Origin of the sequence: Streptomyces bauhiniae (genome assembly GCF_004784475.1) — a bacterium.
Classification (GTDB): domain Bacteria; phylum Actinomycetota; class Actinomycetes; order Streptomycetales; family Streptomycetaceae; genus Streptomyces; species Streptomyces seoulensis.
This window is the reverse complement of sequence record NZ_SRRT01000008.1, coordinates 1-19,271: the sequence shown is the minus strand read 5'-3', so window position 1 is coordinate 19,271 and position 19,271 is coordinate 1. Positions and strand designations below refer to the sequence as shown.

13 protein-coding genes are annotated in these 19,271 nt (G+C 73.4%); 9 read left to right on the top strand and 4 right to left on the bottom strand.

Features of this window, described 5'->3' with window-relative positions:
• The first annotated feature begins 79 nt into the window (after positions 1-79).
• From E5083_RS25155 to E5083_RS25130, 6 genes are all read left to right on the top strand, one after another.
• On the top strand, positions 80-2,779 hold the full coding sequence (locus tag E5083_RS25155; protein WP_135787989.1) for a sensor histidine kinase: 2,700 nt from the start codon (positions 80-82) through the stop codon (positions 2,777-2,779).
• A complete protein-coding gene (locus E5083_RS25150; RefSeq protein WP_030810398.1) occupies positions 2,776-3,210 on the top strand; it encodes a roadblock/LC7 domain-containing protein in 435 nt (144 codons plus the stop codon). Before E5083_RS25155 ends, E5083_RS25150 begins: the two co-directional genes overlap by 4 nt.
• 9 nt (positions 3,211-3,219) lie before the next feature.
• Positions 3,220-3,618: a DUF742 domain-containing protein gene (locus E5083_RS25145; RefSeq protein WP_135787988.1), complete on the top strand. Its 399-nt coding sequence runs from the start codon at positions 3,220-3,222 to the stop codon at positions 3,616-3,618.
• A gap of 24 nt (positions 3,619-3,642) precedes the next feature.
• Entirely contained in the window at positions 3,643-7,311 is a 3,669-nt protein-coding gene (locus E5083_RS25140) for a hydantoinase B/oxoprolinase family protein (RefSeq protein WP_135787987.1), read from the top strand.
• On the top strand, positions 7,289-7,897 hold the full coding sequence (locus E5083_RS25135; protein ID WP_135788291.1) for a GTP-binding protein: 609 nt from the start codon (positions 7,289-7,291) through the stop codon (positions 7,895-7,897). Before E5083_RS25140 ends, E5083_RS25135 begins: the two co-directional genes overlap by 23 nt.
• A 75-nt stretch (positions 7,898-7,972) precedes the next feature.
• Entirely contained in the window at positions 7,973-8,506 is a 534-nt protein-coding gene (locus E5083_RS25130; RefSeq protein WP_135787986.1) for an NUDIX domain-containing protein, read from the top strand.
• Here E5083_RS25130 and E5083_RS25125 read toward each other — a convergent pair.
• Entirely contained in the window at positions 8,500-10,821 is a 2,322-nt protein-coding gene (locus E5083_RS25125) for a glycoside hydrolase family 31 protein (protein WP_135787985.1), read from the bottom strand. The two genes, E5083_RS25130 and E5083_RS25125, sit on opposite strands and share 7 nt — an antisense overlap.
• Positions 10,822-11,032: 211 nt before the next feature.
• On the opposite strand from E5083_RS25125, the gene E5083_RS25120 reads away from it, so the two are divergent.
• A complete protein-coding gene (locus tag E5083_RS25120; RefSeq protein ID WP_135787984.1) occupies positions 11,033-13,000 on the top strand; it encodes an acetoacetate--CoA ligase in 1,968 nt (655 codons plus the stop codon).
• 6 nt (positions 13,001-13,006) lie between these two features.
• Here the strand turns inward: E5083_RS25120 and E5083_RS25115 are convergent, their stop codons facing one another.
• Positions 13,007-14,326 carry an aminotransferase class I/II-fold pyridoxal phosphate-dependent enzyme gene (locus E5083_RS25115; protein ID WP_135787983.1) on the bottom strand — a complete coding sequence of 440 codons (1,320 nt, stop codon included), beginning with the start codon at positions 14,324-14,326 and terminating at the stop codon, positions 13,007-13,009.
• A 45-nt stretch (positions 14,327-14,371) separates the two neighbouring features.
• Between E5083_RS25115 and E5083_RS25110 the strand changes: the two genes are divergently transcribed.
• Both E5083_RS25110 and E5083_RS25105 read left to right on the top strand, forming a co-directional pair.
• Positions 14,372-15,643, top strand: coding sequence for an MFS transporter (locus E5083_RS25110; RefSeq protein ID WP_279632519.1), 1,272 nt, complete (start codon positions 14,372-14,374; stop codon positions 15,641-15,643).
• Between the two features lie 28 nt (positions 15,644-15,671).
• The gene (locus tag E5083_RS25105) at positions 15,672-16,568 is read left to right on the top strand and encodes a hypothetical protein (protein ID WP_135787982.1); all 897 of its coding nucleotides are present in this window, start codon (positions 15,672-15,674) and stop codon (positions 16,566-16,568) included.
• Between the two features lie 72 nt (positions 16,569-16,640).
• Here E5083_RS25105 and ptsP read toward each other — a convergent pair whose 3' ends face one another.
• Together ptsP and E5083_RS25095 are read right to left on the bottom strand one after the other, a co-directional pair.
• Positions 16,641-18,311 (bottom strand): phosphoenolpyruvate--protein phosphotransferase, encoded by a 1,671-nt coding sequence (gene ptsP / locus E5083_RS25100; RefSeq protein ID WP_135787981.1) that lies wholly within the window; start codon positions 18,309-18,311, stop codon positions 16,641-16,643.
• Between the two features lie 88 nt (positions 18,312-18,399).
• A complete protein-coding gene (locus E5083_RS25095) occupies positions 18,400-18,849 on the bottom strand; it encodes a PTS sugar transporter subunit IIA (protein WP_135787980.1) in 450 nt (149 codons plus the stop codon).
• Between the last annotated feature and the right edge of the window lie 422 nt (positions 18,850-19,271).

Below are 19,271 nucleotides of genomic sequence, written 5' to 3'. Positions count from 1 at the left end.
CCTGTGGGGCGGTAGTAGGCTCGCGCCGTTCCGAGTCGGACACACGTACCCCGGGTGAGGGGTCGAGCTGGGGGAGGCCATGCGGTTTCGCGGGAAGTCGATCCGCCGGAAGATCGTGGCGCTGCTTCTCGTGCCGCTGGTGGCCCTGACCGTCGTCTGGGCGTTCGCCACCGTGCTGACGGGAAGTGAGGTCGCCCGGTCGCTGCGCGTCTCACGCGCCGTGAAGGACATCGGCCACCCCACCGAGAACACCGTCCGCGACCTCCAGCACGAGCGCCGGCAGAGCCTCGTCTACCTCGCCGATCCGCGCGCCGCCGACGCCCTCGCCGAGCTGCACCGCTCCCGTACCGCCACCGACCGCGCGCTGGCCACCCTCCGCGCCAACGCCCGGAACCCCAAGACCCGCGACGCGCTGCGCGGCGAGGACGGCGAACGCCTCACCACCGCGCTCGACGCGCTGGGCGGCCTGGAATCCCTGCGCCGCAGCGTCGAGGAGCGCACCGTCACCCGCGCCGGCGCCCTCGACCTCTACAACCGCCTGGTCGACCCCTGCTACGCGCTGGTCGCCGCGGTCGACGGCGTCGACGACGTGGAGATGGACAAGCAGGCCGGGGCCCTCGTCAACACCGGCCGCGCCCGCGAACTCCTCTCCCGCGAGGACGCCATCCTCGGCTCCGCCCTGGTGGTCGGCAGCCTCTCCCGCGAGGAGGCCCGCCAGGTCTCTGACCTCGTCGCCCAGCGCACCCTCCTCTACGACGTCAGCCTCCCGCTGCTGCCCGCCCCGGAACGCGACCGCTACGAGAGCTACTGGCGCAACGCCACCACGGCCCCCCTGCGGACGGCCGAGCGCGAGGTCATCGACACCGGCGCCGGCATCCCGCGCGGTGTCACCACCGCGAGCTGGCACGCCGTCGCCGGCGGCGTCCTCGAAGACCTCGGCACCATGGACGACCAGGCCGGCCACCGCTTCCGCGACCGGGTACGGCCCGTCACCTACGGCGTCATCGCCCAGGCCGCCGTCGCCGGCATCCTCGGCCTCGCGGCCCTCCTGATCTCCCTCGTGCTGTCCGTGCGCGTCGGCCGCCGTCTCATCCGCGACCTCAAGCGGCTGCGGACGGAGGCCCACGAGGCGTCCGCGGTCCGGCTGCCCCACGTGATGCGCCGCCTCTCCGCGGGCGAACCGGTCGACGTGGAGAGCGAGGTGCCCCGGCCCGACTACGACCAGAACGAGATCGGCGAGGTCGGCCGCGCCCTCAACACCCTCCAGCGGGCCGCCGTCGAGGCCGCCGTGAAGCAGTCCGAGCTGCGCGCCGGGGTCTCCGAGGTGTTCGTCAACCTCGCCCGCCGCAGCCAGGTGCTCCTGCACAAGCAGCTCACCCTGCTGGACACCATGGAGCGCCGCACCGAGGACACCGACGAACTCGCCGACCTCTTCCGGCTGGACCACCTCACCACCCGCATGCGCCGCCACGCCGAGGGCCTGGTGATCCTCTCCGGCGCCGCCCCCTCCCGCCAGTGGCGCCGCCCGGTGCGGCTGATGGACGTGGTCCGCGCCTCCGTCGCCGAGGTGGAGGACTACGAGCGCGTGGAGGTACGGCGGCTGCCTCGCGTCGCCGTCATCGGCCCCGCCGTCTCCGACCTCACCCACCTCGTGGCCGAACTGCTGGAGAACGCCACGCTGTTCTCGCCCCCGCACACCAATGTGCACGTGGTGGGAGAGCGGGTCGCCAACGGCTTCGCGCTGGAGATCCACGACCGGGGCCTCGGCATGACCGCCGAGGCACTCCTCGACGCCAACCTGCGGCTCGCGGAGACCCCCGAGTTCGAGCTGTCCGACACCGACCGGCTCGGCCTGTTCGTGGTCAGCCGCCTCGCCCGCCGCCAGCACGTACGCGTCTCCCTCCAGCCCTCTCCCTACGGCGGCACCACCGCCGTCGTCCTCATCCCGGACGCGCTGCTCACCGACGACGCCCCCGACACCAACGGCATCGGCATCCGGCTCGGCGACCTCTCCAAGGAGACCCAGCGGAGCAGGGAGCGCGGCACCGCCCGGCCCGTGGAGCGCGAAGAGCCGGCCGAGCTGAGCGCCACCACGGACCGCCCCGCCCTCGACGCGCCCGCCGATGACTTCCCGAGCGTGCTGGCGGACGACGACAGCGAACTCGGCGGTATCTTCCGCGCCCGCAGTCTCGCCCCCACCGACGTCCACGACCCGGCCGCGCTGATCCCGCCGCCCCGGCGCGAGCCGCCCAAGCTGGTCAGCTCGCACGGCGAACCCGTCGCCTCGCGCGGGGAACCCTTCGGCGCCGAGCCCGACGGACCGCCCCCGCTGCCCACCCGCCGCCGGGGCGACTCCGGCAGGCGCCCCACGCCGAGGACCGCCCGCACCGCCACCGCCGAGCGGCCCGAGACCCCGTCCGCCGACGCCGACGCGCAGCCCCCGGAGCTGCCGCGCCGGACCCGGACCGGCCCGGACACCCCCGACCCGATCAGCGCGGCGGCCGCCCACGGAGCCCCGGCCCCGGCCGACCCGGCGCCCGACGGCACCGCCCCGCTGCCCAAGCGCGTACGCCAGGCCAATCTGGCACCGCAGCTCAGGCGCGAGCCCGACCGGCGCCCCGAGAACACCTTCGAGCCCGCCGTACGCGACGCCGACGAGGTCCGCTCGCGGATGGCGTCGCTCCAGCGCGGCTGGGAGCGCGGCCGCGAGGAGAACGCTGAGGGCGACCGAGCCCACAGCGGCACAGCACAAGGAACGACTGAGGGAGACGGTCGATGACCGCACCGAACGCGACCGGCCACACGGACAGCAAGAAGAAGGAGCTGAACTGGCTCCTGGACGACCTGGTCGACCGGGTCGCCAGCATCCGCAAGGCCGTCGTCCTGTCCGGCGACGGCCTGGCCATGGGCGTGTCCACCGACCTGACCAGGGAGGACAGCGAGCATCTGGCCGCCGTGGCGTCCGGCTTCCACAGCCTCGCCAAGGGCGTGGGCCGCCACTTCGAGGCGGGCAACGTCCGGCAGACCGTGGTCGAGCTGGACGACGCCTTCCTCTTCGTCACCGCCGCCGGCGACGGAAGCTGCCTCGCCGTGTTCTCCGACGCCGACTCCGACGTCGGCCAGGTCGCCTACGAGATGACGCTGCTGGTCAAGCGGGTCGGCGTCCATCTGGGCAGCGCCCCGCGCAGCGAGCCGCCCGTGGGCGGGTAGTCGGACGACATGAGCGGAGAGGGTCAGAGAAGCGGCGGCCACTGGTTCGACGACGAGGCGGGTCCCGTGGTCCGCCCGTACGCCATGACACGTGGCCGTACCAGCAGCCCCGGCCAGCACGTCCTCGACCTGATCGCGGTCGTCGTCACCGAACCGGACGCCGGCGACCCCGAGGAGGACCCGACGCTGGCGCCGGAGCATGTGGAGATCGTCGGCCTCTGCCGGGACGAACCGCAGTCGGTCGCCGAACTCGCCGCCGGACTCGACCTGCCCGTAGGAGTCGTACGCGTCCTGATCGGGGACCTCGTGCACGCCGAACTCGTCCATGTGACGCGTCCGGTGCCCCCGGCCGAGCTGCCGGACGAGAGTATTCTGCGCGACGTGATCGACGGCCTCCGGGCGCTGTGACCAGCGCGGAAGCGGGGTAGTGACGTGACAGGCTGGGAGTTCTGGGTCGACCGGGGCGGCACCTTCACCGACATCGTCGCGCGCCGCCCCGACGGCGGTCTGCTCACCCGCAAACTGCTCTCCGACAACCCCGCCCGGTACGCCGACGCGGCCGTGGCGGGCGTCCGCGAACTGCTCGACGGCTCTTCGGAACCCGTCGAGGCGGTCCGGATGGGCACCACCGTCGCCACCAACGCGCTGCTGGAGCGCAAGGGCGAGCGCACCCTCCTGGTGATCACCCGAGGCTTCCGCGACGCCCTGCGGATCGCCTACCAGAACCGCCCGCACCTCTTCGCCCGCCACATCGAACTGCCCGAGCAGCTCTACGAGCGCGTCATCGAGGTGGACGAGCGGATCGCCGCCGACGGCACCGAACTGCGCGCCCCCGACCTGGCCGCCCTGGAGGGTGAGCTGCGCCGCGCCTACGAGGACGGCATCCGCGCGGTCGCCGTCGTCTGTCTGCACAGCCACCTCCACCCCGAGCACGAGCGGGCCGTGGGCGAGCTGGCCGAGCGGGTCGGGTTCCCGCAGATCTCGCTGTCCAGCGAGGTCAGCCCGCTGATGAAACTCGTCCCGCGCGGGGACACCGCCGTGGTCGACGCCTACCTCTCGCCCGTGCTCCACCGCTACATCCGGCACGTCGCCGACGAACTGCGGGACGTACGGCTGATGTTCATGCAGTCCAACGGCGGGCTCACCGAGGCCGGGCAGTTCCGCGGCAAGGACGCCGTGCTGTCCGGGCCCGCCGGGGGCATCGTCGGCATGGCCCGCATGTCGGAACTGGCCGGCCACCACCGCGTCATCGGCTTCGACATGGGCGGCACCTCCACCGACGTCTCGCACTTCGCCGGCGAGTACGAGCGCGTCTTCACCACCCGGATCGCGGGCGTACGGCTGCGCGCCCCCATGCTGGACATCCACACCGTTGCCGCGGGCGGCGGCTCCGTGCTCCACTTCGACGGCTCCCGCTACCGCGTGGGCCCCGACTCGGCCGGAGCCGACCCCGGCCCGGCCTGCTACCGCGCGGGCGGCCCGCTCACCGTCACCGACGCCAACGTCATGCTCGGCCGCATCCAGCCCGCCCGCTTCCCGGCCGTGTTCGGCGCGGACGGCGACCAGCCGCTGGACGCCGACGCCGTGCGCGACGACTTCACCGCGCTCGCCCGCGAGATCCGCGAGGCCACCGGCGACGACCGCACCCCGGAACAGGTGGCCGAGGGATACCTGCGCATCGCGGTCGCCAACATCGCGGCCGCGATCAAGCGGATCTCCGTCCAGCAGGGCCACGACGTCACCCGCTACGCCCTCACCACCTTCGGCGGCGCCGGGGGCCAGCACGCCTGCAAGGTCGCCGACGCGCTCGGCATCCGCACCGTCCTGGTACCGCCCATGGCCGGTGTCCTCTCCGCGCTCGGCATCGGCCTCGCCGACATCACGGCGATGCGCGAGCAGTCCGTCGAGGCACCCCTGACCGAGGCGGCCATGCCCGGCGTCCGCGACACCGCCGACGAGCTGGAGGCCGCCGCCCGCGCCGAACTCCGCGCCGAGGACGTGCCGGAGGACCGTATCCGCACCGCCCGCCGCGCCCAGCTCCGCTACGACGGCACCGACACCACCCTCACCGTCGACCTCACCGAACCCGACGCCATGCGGCGCGCCTTCGAAGAACGTCACCGCGCCACCTACACCTTCACCCTGGACCGCGGCATCGTCGTCGAAGCCCTCTCCGTGGAAGCCACCGGCCTCACCCCGCCCCCCGATCTCTCCGCCCTCGCTCCCTACGAAGGCACCCCCGCCGCACCCGACACCGTCCGCCTGCACACCGGCGGCACCTGGTGCGACGTTCCCCTGCACCGCCGGGAGGCCCTGCCGCCCGGCGGCACCGTCACCGGCCCCGCGATCATCACCGAGGCCGGCACCACGACCGTCGTCGACGAGGGCTGGCAGGCCAGCGCGAACGACCACGGACATCTGGTGATGGAACGGACGGCCGTCACGGAGAGTTCCCGGCCCGACACGGAAGTCGATCCGGTCCTGCTGGAGGTCTTCAACAACCTCTTCATGTCCATCGCCGAGCAGATGGGCGCCCAACTGGAGTCCACCGCCCAGTCGGTCAACATCAAGGAACGCCTGGACTTCTCCTGCGCCCTGTTCGACCCGGACGGGAACCTGGTGGCCAACGCCCCGCACATCCCCGTCCACCTGGGCTCCATGGGCACCAGCGTCAAAGAGGTCGTCCGCCGCCGGGGCGCGCGGATGCGGCCCGGCGACAGCTACGCCGTCAACGACCCGTACCACGGCGGCACCCACCTGCCCGACGTCACCGTGATCACCCCGGTGTTCGGCAGCGGGCCCGGTGACCCCGAGATCCTCTTCCACGTCGCCTCGCGCGGACACCACGCCGAGATCGGCGGCATCGCCCCCGGCTCCATGCCGGCCGGCAGCCGCACCATCGAGGAGGAGGGCGTCCTCTTCGACAACTGGCTGCTCACCGAGAACGGCCGCCTCCGGGAGGAGGAGACCCGCCGCCTGCTCACCGACGCCCCGTACCCCTCGCGCAACCCCGACACCAACCTCGCCGACCTGCGCGCCCAGATCGCCGCCAACCGCAAGGGCGCCGACGAACTGGGCCGCATGATCGAGGAGTTCGGGCTCGACGTGGTCCAGGCGTACATGCGGCACGTGCAGGACAACGCCGAGGAATCCGTCCGGCGCGTCATCGACGCCCTGGACGACGGGGAGTACGCCTACGAGACCGACTCGGGCGCCGTCATCCACGTCCAGGTGCGGGTCGACCGGGCCGCGCGCCGGGCCGGCATCGACTTCACCGGCACCTCCGCCCAGCTCGGCACCAACTTCAACGCCCCCTCCGCGGTCGTCCACGCGGCCGTGCTCTACGTCTTCCGCACCCTGATCGCCGACGACATCCCGCTCAACGACGGCTGCCTGCGCCCCCTGGACATCGTCGTACCGCCCGGCTCGATGCTCGCCCCCGAGTCGCCCGCCGCCGTGGTCGCGGGCAACGTGGAGACCTCCCAGGCCATCACCGGCGCCCTCTACGCGGCGCTCGGCGTGCAGGCCGAGGGCTCCGGCACGATGAACAACGTCACCTTCGGCAACGACGATCACCAGTACTACGAGACGATCGCCTCCGGTTCGGGTGCGGGCGACACCTTTCCGGGCGCCGATGTGGTGCAGACCCATATGACCAACTCCCGGCTCACCGACCCCGAGGTCCTGGAGTGGCGACTGCCCGTCCGCCTGGACGAGTTCGCGGTACGGCGGGGGAGCGGCGGCGCAGGTCGGCAGCGGGGCGGGAACGGCGCGGTACGCCGCATCCGCTTCCTGGAACCGATGACCGTCTCCGCCCTCTCCCAGCACCGCCGCGTCCCCCCGTACGGTATGGCGGGCGGCGCACCCGGTGCCCTCGGCGCCAACCGGGTCGAGCACGTCGACGGCACGGTCACCGACCTCGGTGCCAGCGGCTCGGCCGAGGTCGCGCCCGGTGACGTACTCGTGGTCGAAACCCCTGGTGGCGGGGGCTACGGCACGCCACCGGCCGACCCTTCCGACCGTGACACCCACACCGACACCCGACCCACCGATCCCCACCGAGCAGGAGAAGCGAGCGATGGTCTTCGAGCGACGAGCTGAACGCGGCAAGCCCCCCGTCGAGCCCGTCACGCTCAAGATCCTGGTGGCCGGAGGGTTCGGCGTCGGCAAGACCACCATGGTCGGCGCGGTCAGCGAGATCCGGCCGCTGCGCACCGAGGAGGTGCTGACCGAGGCCGGGCGCCCCGTGGACGACACCGACGGCGTCGAGGGCAAGCGCACCACCACCGTGGCCATGGACTTCGGCCGCATCACCCTCCGCGCCGACCTCGTGCTCTATCTGTTCGGCACGCCCGGCCAGGAGCGGTTCTGGTTCATGTGGGACGAGCTGTCCGAGGGCGCGCTCGGCGCGGTCGTCCTCGCCGACACCCGGCGCCTGGAGGACTGCTTCGCCGCCGTCGACTACTTCGAGCGGCGGTCGATCCCGTTCGTCGTCGGCGTCAACTGCTTCGAAGGGGCGGCCCGTTACCCGGCGGAGTCGGTCCGCAAGGCGCTCGACCTCGACCCGGACGTGCCGGTGCTGCTGACCGACGCCCGCGACCGGGAATCGGTCAAGGCCGTACTGATCGGCGTCGTCCAGCACGCCATGGAACTGGCCGCCGAACGCCGCCGCGCCCTCGCCACCTGACCCGTGGGGCACCCCGCCCCACCCGTCCCATCGGCACCCCGCGACACGCCCGCCGCGATCGGATACAGTCCGCGCGTGTCCGAGATTCAGCAGCCGGCCGCCAACTCCGGCCCCGGTTCCCACTGTTCGAGCTGCGGGGCCCCCTACGGGGACGGCGTCACCGGCTGGCCGCGCACCTGCCCCGCCTGCGGCACCACCGCCTACCGCAACCCGCTGCCGGTGGCCGTCGTGCTCCAGCCCGTGTACGACACCCACGGCGCCGCCCTGGTCGTCATCACCCGGACCGTCGCCCCGCAGCTCGGCGGGGTAGCGCTGCCCGGCGGCTTCATCGACGACCGCGAGGACTGGAAGCACGCCGCCGTCCGCGAATTGCGCGAGGAGACCGGCATCGAGGCCGACGCCCGCGACCTGCGGCTGGTCGACGCCATGAGCTCACCCGACGGCCACCTGCTGCTCTTCGGGCTCCTCCCGGAACGCCCCGCCGACGCGCTCCCGGCCTCCGCCGCCACTGACGAGACCGAGGGCTGGCATCTGCTGCGCGGCCCCCAGGAACTCGCCTTCCCGCTGCACACCCTGGCCGTCCGCGCCTGGTTCGAGGGCCGTTACTGACCGGAGGCGGCCCCGCCCACCCCCCTTACCCGCACCGGCCGGGACGGCTCGGCGGGGCCGCCGTCCGTCTCCCGGGTGACGACCACGCGCCTGCCGTCCCAGCGGGTGACGTACCGCTCGATCTCCCCGGTGTCGGGCACCACCAGGCCGCCCCCGGCCCGCCCCGGCGCGGGCGCCCACACCTCCAGCTCCAAGCTGCCGTCCGCACCCCGCACCGGAACGACGGCACCCGCGCGCGCGAGCACCGGAATCCGCCCCCGCGGAGCCTCCACCAGCACCTGCCCCGGCCCCTCGTACGCCCGCTCCGTCGCCGTGTCGTACCAGCGCCCCCGAGGCAGCCGTACCGCACGCCGCTCGGTGCCGGGGTCCAGTACCGGCGCCACCAGCAGGCTGTCACCCAGCAGGAACGCGTCCTCGCAGTCCCGCAGCGCCCGGTCCTCCGGCGCCCCCCACCACAGCGGCCGCACGACGGGCGCCCCCGTCCACCGGGCCAGATGCGCCAGCGTCACGAAGTACGGCAGCAGGCGCCGCCGTTCGAGCAGCGCCACGCGCGCGTGCCCCAGCACCTCCGCCCCGAACTCCCACGGCTCCCGCCCCGCACGCGCGCCCGTGCGCGTGCGGAACAGCGGCAGATACGCGCCGAGCTGGAACCACCGCAGATACAGCTCCGGGGACACGTCACCGCCGGGCCCGCCGACGTCCGTCCCCGCGTACGGCACCCCGCACAGTCCCAGCCCCAGCACCAGCGACAGCGACGCCCTGAGCGCCGGCCAGCCCGTCCCCACGTCCCCCGACCAGATGCCGCCGTACCGCTGGGTCCCGGCCCAGCCGGACCGGGAGAGCACGAACGGCCGCTCCCCGGGCGCCATTTCGCGCAGCCCCTCGTAGGCGGCCCGTGCCATGCACAGCGCGTCCAGGTTGTGCGCCTCCCGGTGGTCGCCGCCGGCCCCCTCCAGGGCGTGCCGGGCCGAGCGCGGCAACGGCGGCTCCCCGAACGCGTCCCGCGCGGAGGGCTCGTGGGCGCCGTGCCAGAACCCGGCGAACCCCTGCTCCAGCCGCTCCTCGTAGAGCCCGCCCCACCACGCGCGCGCCCGCGCGTGCGTGAAGTCCGGGAACACCGCCTCACCGGCCCGCCCCTCACCCCGTACCGGCCGCCCCGACGCGTCCCGTACGAACGCGTCCACGGCCGAGCCGCCCTCGTACACCGCGTCGCCCGGCACCACCCGTACCGCCGCGTCGACGGCCGACACCAGCCGCACCCCGTCCCGGCGCAGCTCCTCCGCGAGCACCGGCAGCTTGGGGAAACGGTCCGGGTCGACGCTGAAGGGGCGTCCGCCCTCGTGATGGCCGGCGTCCAGGTGCACGGCGTCCAGGGGCAGATCGCGCTCCTGGTAGCCCGCGACGATCGCCCGTACCTCCTGCTCGCCCGCGAAGTCCCGCGCGTGCTGGTGCCCCAGCGCCCAGGCGGGCGGCAGCGCGGGCGCGCCGGTCAGCGACGCCCAGGCGCCCAGCACGCGCGCGGGGGTGCCGACGATGACCCAGGAGCGCAGGGGACCCCCGGCCATGCGTATCTCGCAGCGCCCCGCCCGGTCGTGCCCGGAACCGGCACCCTCCTCGCCCTCCCGCAGGACCACCGTCCCGTCCCAGGGCGTGTCGTGGAACACCAGATGCGCCGAGGCGTCCGCCACCACGAGCTGCACCGGCATCGCCACGGGCACCGCCCCGTTCCACAGCCGGTACGCGCCGCCTGGCAGCCGGGGCCCCGAGGTGCGCCCGCCCAGCCCGAAGAACCGGGCGTCCGCCGCCACCTCGGCCCGCTGCGTCCAGCGCGCCGCACCCCCGCCCAGCGGCTCCCACCAGCGCGGCGGCAGCTCCCGGCGCAGCACGAGCCCGCCGGGCGTACGGATCTCCACCGCCCCGAGCCGGGACACCGCGACCGTCACCCGCTCGGCCACCACCCGCCAGCCGCCGTCCTTGTCCGGCTCCAGCAGCGCCCGGGGATCGACCTCGGGCGCCCCGCCGGCCAGCGCGTACGACGGCTCCGGGCCCGCCCCGTCCCAGCCGAGGAACACCGCCCCGCCGACCGCCACCACGATCCGCAGCTCCGAGCGCGCGAACCGGATCACCCCGCCGCCCGGCTCCGGCTCCGCCTCCCGCACCTCACCCGGCACCCGCGCCCGCTCCGCGCCCCTCGGCGGCAGCCCCACGGCGTCGCTGCGCCTGCGGTGCCAGGCGGCCCGCACCGCCCGCATCCCCCGCGCGGCGCGCCCCGCGCCGACCCCGCCCCACGAACGCACCAGGTCACGACCGTTCATGCTGCTCACCCTGTCACTGTGCGCGCCACGCGCGTGTGCCGTTCAACTGCCGTTCACCGTGGTGGGACCACATCGTTGACACACGCACCATGTGGGGGCGTGCCCTGGTGCCGAAGTCGATCACATGGCATCGTCCCTGTCAGCCCTGTCCCGCGCACCCCTCAGCCGTGCGCGGACGACGCAACGACGCGTACAGTCCGGGAGCCGCATCATGTCCACCGCGCATCCGCAGCCGCTCTGGCAGCCCACCGACGAGCGGATCGCCCGTGCCCGCATCACCCGGTTCCAGGCATGGGCCGCCGAGCACCACGGCGCCCCGGCCGAGGGCGGCTATCCGGCGCTGCACCAGTGGTCCGTCGCCGAGCCGGAGGACTTCTGGACGGCCGTCACCCGGTGGTTCGACGTCCGTTTCTCGACGCCCTACGCGCGCGTGCTCGGCGACCGCGCCATGCCCGGCGCCGAGTGGTTCCCCGGCGCCACCCTCAACTACGCCGAGCACGCCCTGCGCGCCGCCGCCGACCGCGCCGACGAGCCCGCGCTGCTGTACGTCGACGAGACCCACGAGCCCCGCCCGGTGACCTGGGCCGAACTGAGCCGCCAGGTCGGCGCGCTGGCCGCCCGCCTCCGCGACCTCGGCGTCCGCCCCGGCGACCGGGTCAGCGGCTATCTGCCCAACATCCCCGAGGCCGTCGTCGCCCTGCTCGCCACGGCCGCCGTGGGCGCGGTGTGGACTTCCTGCGCGCCCGACTTCGGCGCCCGCAGCGTCCTGGACCGCTTCCAGCAGGTCGAGCCAGTCGTCCTGTTCACCGTCGACGGCTACCGCTACGGCGGCAAGGAGCACGACCGCCGCGAGACCGTCGCCGAACTCCGCCGCGAACTGCCCACCCTGCGCGCGGTCGTGCACATCCCGCTGCTCGGCACCGACGCCCCCGAGGGCGCCCTGGACTGGGCCGAGCTGACGGCCGGCGACACCGAGCCGGTCTTCGAACAGGTCCCCTTCGACCACCCGCTGTGGGTGCTGTACTCCTCCGGTACGACCGGCCTGCCCAAGGCCATCGTCCAGTCCCAGGGCGGCATCCTCGTCGAGCATCTCAAGCAGCTCGGCCTGCACTGCGACCTCGGCCCGGAGGACCGTTTCTTCTGGTACACCTCGACCGGCTGGATGATGTGGAACTTCCTCGTCTCCGGCCTGCTCACGGGTACGACGATCGTCCTGTACGACGGCAGCCCCGGCTACCCCGACACCGGCGCCCAGTGGCGGGTCGCCGAACGCACCGGCACCACCCTCTACGGCACTTCGGCCGCCTATGTCATGGCCTGCCGCAAGGCGGGCGTCCACCCGGCCCGCGACTTCGACCTCTCCACCGTCCAGTGCGTCGCCACCACCGGCTCCCCGCTGCCCCCGGACGGCTTCCGCTGGCTGCACGACGAGGTACGCGACGACCTGTGGATCGCCTCCGTCAGCGGCGGCACCGACGTCTGCTCCTGCTTCGCCGGAGCCGTCCCCACCCTGCCCGTGTACACCGGCGAACTCCAGGCCCCCGGCCTCGGCACCGACCTCCAGTCCTGGGACCCGAGCGGCGAGCCGCTGGTGGACGAGGTGGGCGAGCTGGTCGTCACCAACCCCATGCCGTCCATGCCGATCCGCTTCTGGAACGACCCCGACGGCAGCCGCTACCGCGAGAGCTACTTCGACACCTACCCCGGCGTGTGGCGGCACGGCGACTGGATCACCGTCACCTCACGCGGCTCGGTGATCATCCACGGCCGCTCCGACTCCACCCTCAACCGCCAGGGCGTCCGCATGGGCTCCGCCGACATCTACGAGGTGGTCGAGCGCCTGCCGGAGATCAAGGAATCCCTGGTCATCGGCATCGAACAGCCCGACGGCGGCTACTGGATGCCCCTCTTCGTCCACCTCGCCCCCGGCGCCACCCTGGACGACGCCCTGCGGGACCGCGTCAAGAAGGCCATCCGGGAACAGCTCTCGCCCCGGCACGTCCCGGACGAGATCATCGAGGTGCCCGGCGTCCCGCACACCCTCACCGGCAAGCGCATCGAGGTCCCGGTCAAACGCCTCCTCCAGGGCACCCCGCTGGAGAAGGCGGTCAACCCCGGCTCCATCGACGACCTGACCCTGCTCGGCTTCTACGAGCAACTCGCCCGCAAGCGCGCCTGACCCCGCTCAGCCCCCGTAGGTGGCCTCGGACTCGCCCAGCACGGCCGCGAAGTCCGAGGCCAGCCGGGCCGCCTCCGGCGGTTCCAGCTCCGTCGTCGTGATCCGCACCCCCGGCGCCGACGCCAGCCGGAACCGTGCCCCGGCCGCGACCCACCAGCCGCGTGACCGCAGCCCGTTCACCACGGCCGACTCGTCCCGCACGGGCACCCAGAGGTTCATCCCGCTCTCGCCGTGCGCCGGGATGCCCCGCTCGCTCAGCGCCTGGGCCAGCGCGGTCCGGCGCAGCGCGTACTCCGCACGCGCGCGTGCCACCAGCGCGCCCGTGGCGGGGTCCGTGAGCAGGCCGTGCACCGTCTCCTGGAGCAGATGACTGACCCAGCCCGAGGTCAGCAGCAGCCGCCCGTCGTGCCTCGCCAGCGTCACCGGGTCGCACGCGGCCGCCGCCCACCGCAGGTCGGTGCCGAGGAACTTGCTCACCGTCCGGACGTGCGCCCAGCGGGCCAGCCCGGTCGTGGCCAGCGAATGCAGGGGCGCACCGGAGACGTCGGACGCGTGGTCGTTCTCCAGCACCAGCACCTCCGGCGCCTCCCGGAGGACCTCGGCCAGCGCGTCCCGGCGCGCCGGTGAGAAGGCCCCGCCGAACGGATTCTGCGCCCGTGGACTGAGCACCACCGCGCGCACCCCGGCCCGCAGGGCGCCCCGCAGCTCCTCCGGGCGCATCCCCTCGCCGTCCACCGCGACCGGCACCGTACGCAGCCCCAACGCCGCGACCAAGTCCAGCAGATGGTGATAACCGGGGTCCTCCATCGCCACCGCGTCCCCCGGCCGCAGCTCGGCCGAGAGCACCCGGCCGACGAAGTCCAGCGCTCCGTGTGCGAACGTCACCTGCTCCACCGGTACTTCGTCCGCCCCGATCCACTCCCGCACCGCGTCCTCCAGCCGCGCGAGCCGGGGAGTGGAGCGGTGCGAGCGGACACCGGGGGAGAGGCGCGAGGGGGGCACCATGGCGGGCAGCAGCGCCGGATCGGGGTGCCCGCCGGCCAGGTCCCGCAGGCCCTCCGGCACCCTGGGCGGGCGCCGGGACGCCACCGAAGGGGCCTCCGCCACGACCGTCCCGCCCCGGCCGAGGGTCACCACGATCCCGCGCCGCCGCAGCTCCTTGTACGCCGTGGCCACGGTGCCCGGACTCACCCCCAGCTCCTCCGCGAGCCGCCGCACCGGAGGGAGCGCCGCCCCCGGCGCCAACGCGCCCTCGGACACGCCCTGTTCGACGGAACGCGTAATCCCCTTGGCGGTCGCACCGCTGATCTCATATTGTGTTGCCACGTAGCTGATTATGTATCAGTACATACATCGAGGCAAGGGGGAACCGTGGCCGCGAAGCCCGGCGCAGCCAACCACCGAGCACGCATACCGGGAGGCCGCGACGGACGCCGGATGCTCGCCGTCACCCTCCTCGACCGCATCGGCAGCGGCCTGTGGGCCTCCGTCTCCGTCCTGTACTTCACCTACGTCTCCCACCTCTCCGCCGCCCAGGTCGGCACCCTCGCCGCCGTCTCCGGCGCCCTCGGCATCGCGGGCGCACCCCTCGGCGGCCGCCTCGCCGACCGCTTCCGGCTCACCCACGTCCTGATCGCACTCCAACTCCTGCGCGCCGTGGCCTCGTTCGCCCTGCTCACCACCGACCATTACGGCCTGCTGGTCGCCTACTCGGCCGTCGGCGCCCTCGGCGACCGCGCCGCCAGCATCCTCACCAAGCTGTACGCCACCCGCGTCGCCGGACCCGACCGCGTCCGCTACCAGGCCGTCAACCGCACCGCGGCCAACGCCGGCTGGGCCCTCGGCGGCCTCGCCGCGGCCGCCGCCCTCACCCTCGGCACCACCACCGCCTACCGCTGGCTCCTCACCGGCGACGCGCTCTCCTTCGTCCTCGTCGCCCTCCTCACCCTCACCTGCGCCGAACCCCCCTCCGCGAGCCGCGTCGCCGCCACCGCCGAGGACGCGCCACGCACCCGCCCCCGCACCCCCTGGCGCGACCGCACCTACCTCGCCTACGTCGGCACCGAGACCGTGCTCTTCCTCGACGACACCTACTTCAAGATCGGCCTCCCGCTCTGGATCGCCCACACCCCCGGCGTCCCGCACGGCCTCGCACCCCTGCTGCTCGTGCTCAACAGTGCGTTGGTCGTCGCCTTCCAAGTCCCGCTCGCCCGCTTCGGCGCCACCACCGAGGCGTCCCGCCGGCTCCTCGTCCCGCTCTCCGCCCTCTTCGCCCTGGGCGGCCTCACCATGACCCTCTCCGCCACCGGCGACCCGCTCCGCGCGACCTGCCTGCTCACCGTCTCGGCCACCCTCTTCACCCTCGCCGAGATGCTGCACGCCACCGTCTCCTGGGAACTCTCCGTCGCCCTCGCCCCCGACGACGCCCAGGGCAACTACCTCGGCGTCCACGGCCTCGCCCAGGCCGCACAGCGCTCCCTCGGCCCCCTCGCCGTCACCGCCGCCCTCACCCTCGGCCCCCTCGGCTGGACCGCCCTCGGCACCACCATCGCCCTGACCTGCGGAATCCAGCACCGCCTGGTCCGCGACCGGCTCCGCCCGCCCCCATTGTCAGTGCCCCCGGTTACGGTGAGTGAGTACTGATCGACAGCGCACACATACGGGGGAAACCATGGCGCACACCGACCACCAGACCATGCGACGCGTCCTGCGCCGCGAGATCGCGGGCACCGTCGGCCTGCTCACCGACGAACACGACTTCCGCGCCATGCGGCGCTACCGCAGCTTCACCTTCGACGACCACACCACCTACCTGCGCCAGATGGAAGCCGTCCTCAAAACCCGCGCCGCGCAAGGCAGTCACACCGCACTCGCCCTCTTCGACCCCGACGAGTACGCCGAGTTCTGCACCGCCACCGGCATCGACCCCGAAGCCCCCGCCAGCCGCGGCCGCTTCACCGCCGAACTCGCCGCCCTCGGCCCCACCATCCCCTACGAGGGCGAACCCCTCACCGCACGGCTGCCCGCCCTCGTCGGTGAAGCCGTCCGCCAGGCCACCTGGGAGTACGCCACCACCCTCCTGACCCGCCTGGGCCCCTGCGCCACCTGTGGCGAGGACATCGGCCGCGCCGCCTTCATCCGCGCATCCGCCCTCCTCGCCCGCGTCCTGGAAACCGCGCCACCCGGCGCCCGGCACCTCGTGTGCAGCGTCGCCGGACCACCCGAAACCCTCGTCGCCGTCCTCCATGCCGACGCCGATGCCCACGGCACCGCCGAACCCGACCAGGCCGAGGCACTCGAATTCACCAGCGTCCTCGCCCTCGGCCTCGCCACCCGCAGCCCCGGCGGACTCGTCATCCGGGTCAGCGCACCGGACCGCCCCGACCGCGTCCACGGCTGGCGCCTGCGCGCCGGACACCTCCAGCCGCTCACCGCCTCCGAGGTCTTCGACGCCTACTGCACCGACATCGACACCGGCGACCTCATCGCCCCCGAATCGGGCGTCGACTACCGAGCCGCCCCCGACCTCACGGACGACGACCAGGAGGACCGGGGACACCACCACTGAGAACGCGCCAGGGGCGCCCCACCCGAAGGATGGGACGCCCCTGACCAGCACAAACGCCCATGTGGGCACCGGCTACTCGCCGGACAGCACCGCCTGAGCTGCCGCCCGCGCCTCGTCCGCACTGTCCGCCGTACGCGCGGCCGCCGCGGCCCGCTCGCACTGCGCCAGCGTGTGCTTCGCCAGCGTCGCCCGTACGTACGGGATCGACGCCGCACCCATCGACAAGGAGGTGACACCCAGACCGGTCAGCACACACGCCAGCACCGGGTCGGACGCGGCCTCACCGCAGACCCCGCAGCTCTTGCCCTCGGCCCGCGCCGCCTCGGCGGACAGCGCGACCAGGTCGAGCAGCGCGGGCTGCCACGGGTCCTGGAGCCGCGACACCGCGCCCACCTGCCGGTCCGCGGCGAACGTGTACTGCGCGAGGTCGTTCGTGCCCAGCGACAGGAACTCGACCTCCCGCAGGATCGACCGCGCCCGCAGCGCGGCCGACGGGATCTCCACCATCGCGCCGTACTTGGCGTGCAGTCCCGCCTCCCGGCAGGCGTCCGCGAACGCCTTGGCGTCGGCACGGTCCGCCACCATGGGCGCCATGACCTCCAGGTGCACCGGCAGCCCCTCGGCGGCCTTCGCCAGCGCGGTGAGCTGCGTCCGCAGCACCTCCGGGTGGTCCAGCAGCGTCCGCAGCCCCCGCACACCGAGCGCCGGGTTCGGCTCGTCGGCCGGGGTCAGGAACTCCAGCGGTTTGTCCGCACCCGCGTCGAGCACCCGCACCACGACCCGGCCCTCGGGGAACGCCTCCAGCACCTGCCGGTAGGCCGTCACCTGCTTCTCCTCGGACGGCGCGTTCTTGCTGTCGTCCAGGAACAGGAACTCGGTACGGAACAGGCCCACGCCCTCGGCCCCGACCTCCAGCGCGGCCGGCACGTCCGCCGGGCCGCCGATGTTGGCCAGCAGCGGCACCTTGTGCCCGTCGGCCGTCACACCGGGACCGCTCGACGCGGCCAGCGCGGCCTTCCGCTCGGCGGCGGCAGACTCCAGCCGGGCCGTGGTCTCCCCGGTCGGGTTCACGAAGATGTCGCCCGAGCTGCCGTCCACCGCGATGACCGTGCCCTCCGGCAGCTCACCGGCGCCGGGCAGCGCGACCACGGCCGGCACCCCGAGCGCCCGCGCCAGGATGGCGCTGTGGCTGGTCGGCCCACCCTCCTCGGTCACGAAGCCCAGCACCAGCGCCGGGTCCAGCAGCGCGGTGTCGGCGGGGGCCAGGTCACGGGCCACCAGTACATAGGGGTGGTCACTGTCCGGCACACCCGGCATCGGCACCCCGAGCAGCCGCGCCACGATGCGGTTGCGCACGTCGTCCAGGTCGGCGACCCGCCCCGCCAGATACTCACCGGCATTGGCCAGCAGCTCGCGGTACGCCGCGAAGGCGTCGTACACGGCGCGCTCGGCGGTGCTGCCCACGGCGATCCGCCGCTCCACGTCGGACATCAGCTCGGGGTCCTGGGCCATCAGGGCCTGGGCCTCCAGCACGGCCTGCGCCTCGCCGCCGGCCAGGTTGCCGCGGGCCGTCAGGTCGGCGGCGACGGCGTCCACGGCCTGCCGGGCACGGCCCTGCTCGCGCTCCGCGTCCTGCCCCGGGACCTGCTTGGCCGGCGGCTCCAGCACGGCCGTCCCCATGTGCCTGACCTCGCCGATCGCCACACCGTGGCTCACACCGACGCCTCGCAGCGTTGTCTCCATCTCACCGTCTCCGCTAATGCGGCGGCCCCCGCCGCCGCGTTGGTTGTCGTACATGCCGTAGGACGGCCGAGCCGTCAGGACAAGGAGATCAGGACCAGGAGAACAGGCTGTCGCCGGTCTTCACGTCACCGGTCTCGCGCAGCTCGGCGAGGGACTCGGCCGTGGCCTCGAGCGCGACGACGGGGCAGATGGGCGACTTGCCGGCGGTCTCGACCGCGGCCGGGTCCCAGCGCACGACGGCCTGGCCGCGTGCGACGGTGTCCCCCTTGTTCACGAGCAGCTCGAAGCCCTCGCCGTTGAGCTGGACCGTGTCGATACCGAGGTGGACGAGCACACCGTGCCCGCTCTCGTCGACCACGACGAACGCGTGCGGGTGCAGGGAGACGACGACGCCGTCCACGGGGGACACGACCTCGGAGGGCTCACGCACCGGGTCGATCGCGGTACCGGGGCCCACCATGGCCCCGGAGAAGACCGGATCGGGCACGTTGGCCAGTCCGATGGCGCGTCCGGCAAGGGGGGACGTCACGTGGGTCATGGGGGGCCTCCCGATGAGTGGGGTAGGTGGCGGTTCCCCAGAGAAGTTAGCAGCTAGTGGTCTAGACCACCATCCTCGGGGGTTTGCGTCGTCGCCCGGACTTGTGTACAGTCATCGTCCTGCCTGAGACCGGGCGGCGCGACAGCGCGCTCACCCTCGGCAGCACCCAAACTCGTCAGATCCTATCTCGGGATCAGTTCTCGCATGCTTGCGATCGACTGGTCAGGGACACGGAAAAACCCTGCTAGAGTTTGGACCGCCGGAAAGGAAAACACCGAAGCGGAAACGCCGAAGTGAAAACCTGGAAAGCACCGAGGAAATCGGATCGGAAAAAGATCTGATAGAGTCGGAAACACCGAAGGGAAGCCCGGAGGAAAGCCCGAGAGGGTGAGTACAAAGGAAGCGACCGTTCCTTGAGAACT

Excerpts from the sequence above, each read along its gene's own strand:
- ptsP (WP_135787981.1), bottom strand. The coding sequence starts at position 18,311 with ATGGAGACAACGCTGCGAGGCGTCGGTGTGAGCCACGGTGTGGCGATC.
- E5083_RS25105 (WP_135787982.1), top strand. The coding sequence starts at position 15,672 with ATGGCGCACACCGACCACCAGACCATGCGACGCGTCCTGCGCCGCGAG.
- E5083_RS25095 (WP_135787980.1), bottom strand. The coding sequence starts at position 18,849 with ATGACCCACGTGACGTCCCCCCTTGCCGGACGCGCCATCGGACTGGCC.
- E5083_RS25155 (WP_135787989.1), top strand. The coding sequence starts at position 80 with ATGCGGTTTCGCGGGAAGTCGATCCGCCGGAAGATCGTGGCGCTGCTT.
- E5083_RS25125 (WP_135787985.1), bottom strand. The coding sequence starts at position 10,821 with ATGAACGGTCGTGACCTGGTGCGTTCGTGGGGCGGGGTCGGCGCGGGG.
- E5083_RS25135 (WP_135788291.1), top strand. The coding sequence starts at position 7,289 with ATGGTCTTCGAGCGACGAGCTGAACGCGGCAAGCCCCCCGTCGAGCCC.
- E5083_RS25120 (WP_135787984.1), top strand. The coding sequence starts at position 11,033 with ATGTCCACCGCGCATCCGCAGCCGCTCTGGCAGCCCACCGACGAGCGG.
- E5083_RS25145 (WP_135787988.1), top strand. The coding sequence starts at position 3,220 with ATGAGCGGAGAGGGTCAGAGAAGCGGCGGCCACTGGTTCGACGACGAG.
- E5083_RS25150 (WP_030810398.1), top strand. The coding sequence starts at position 2,776 with ATGACCGCACCGAACGCGACCGGCCACACGGACAGCAAGAAGAAGGAG.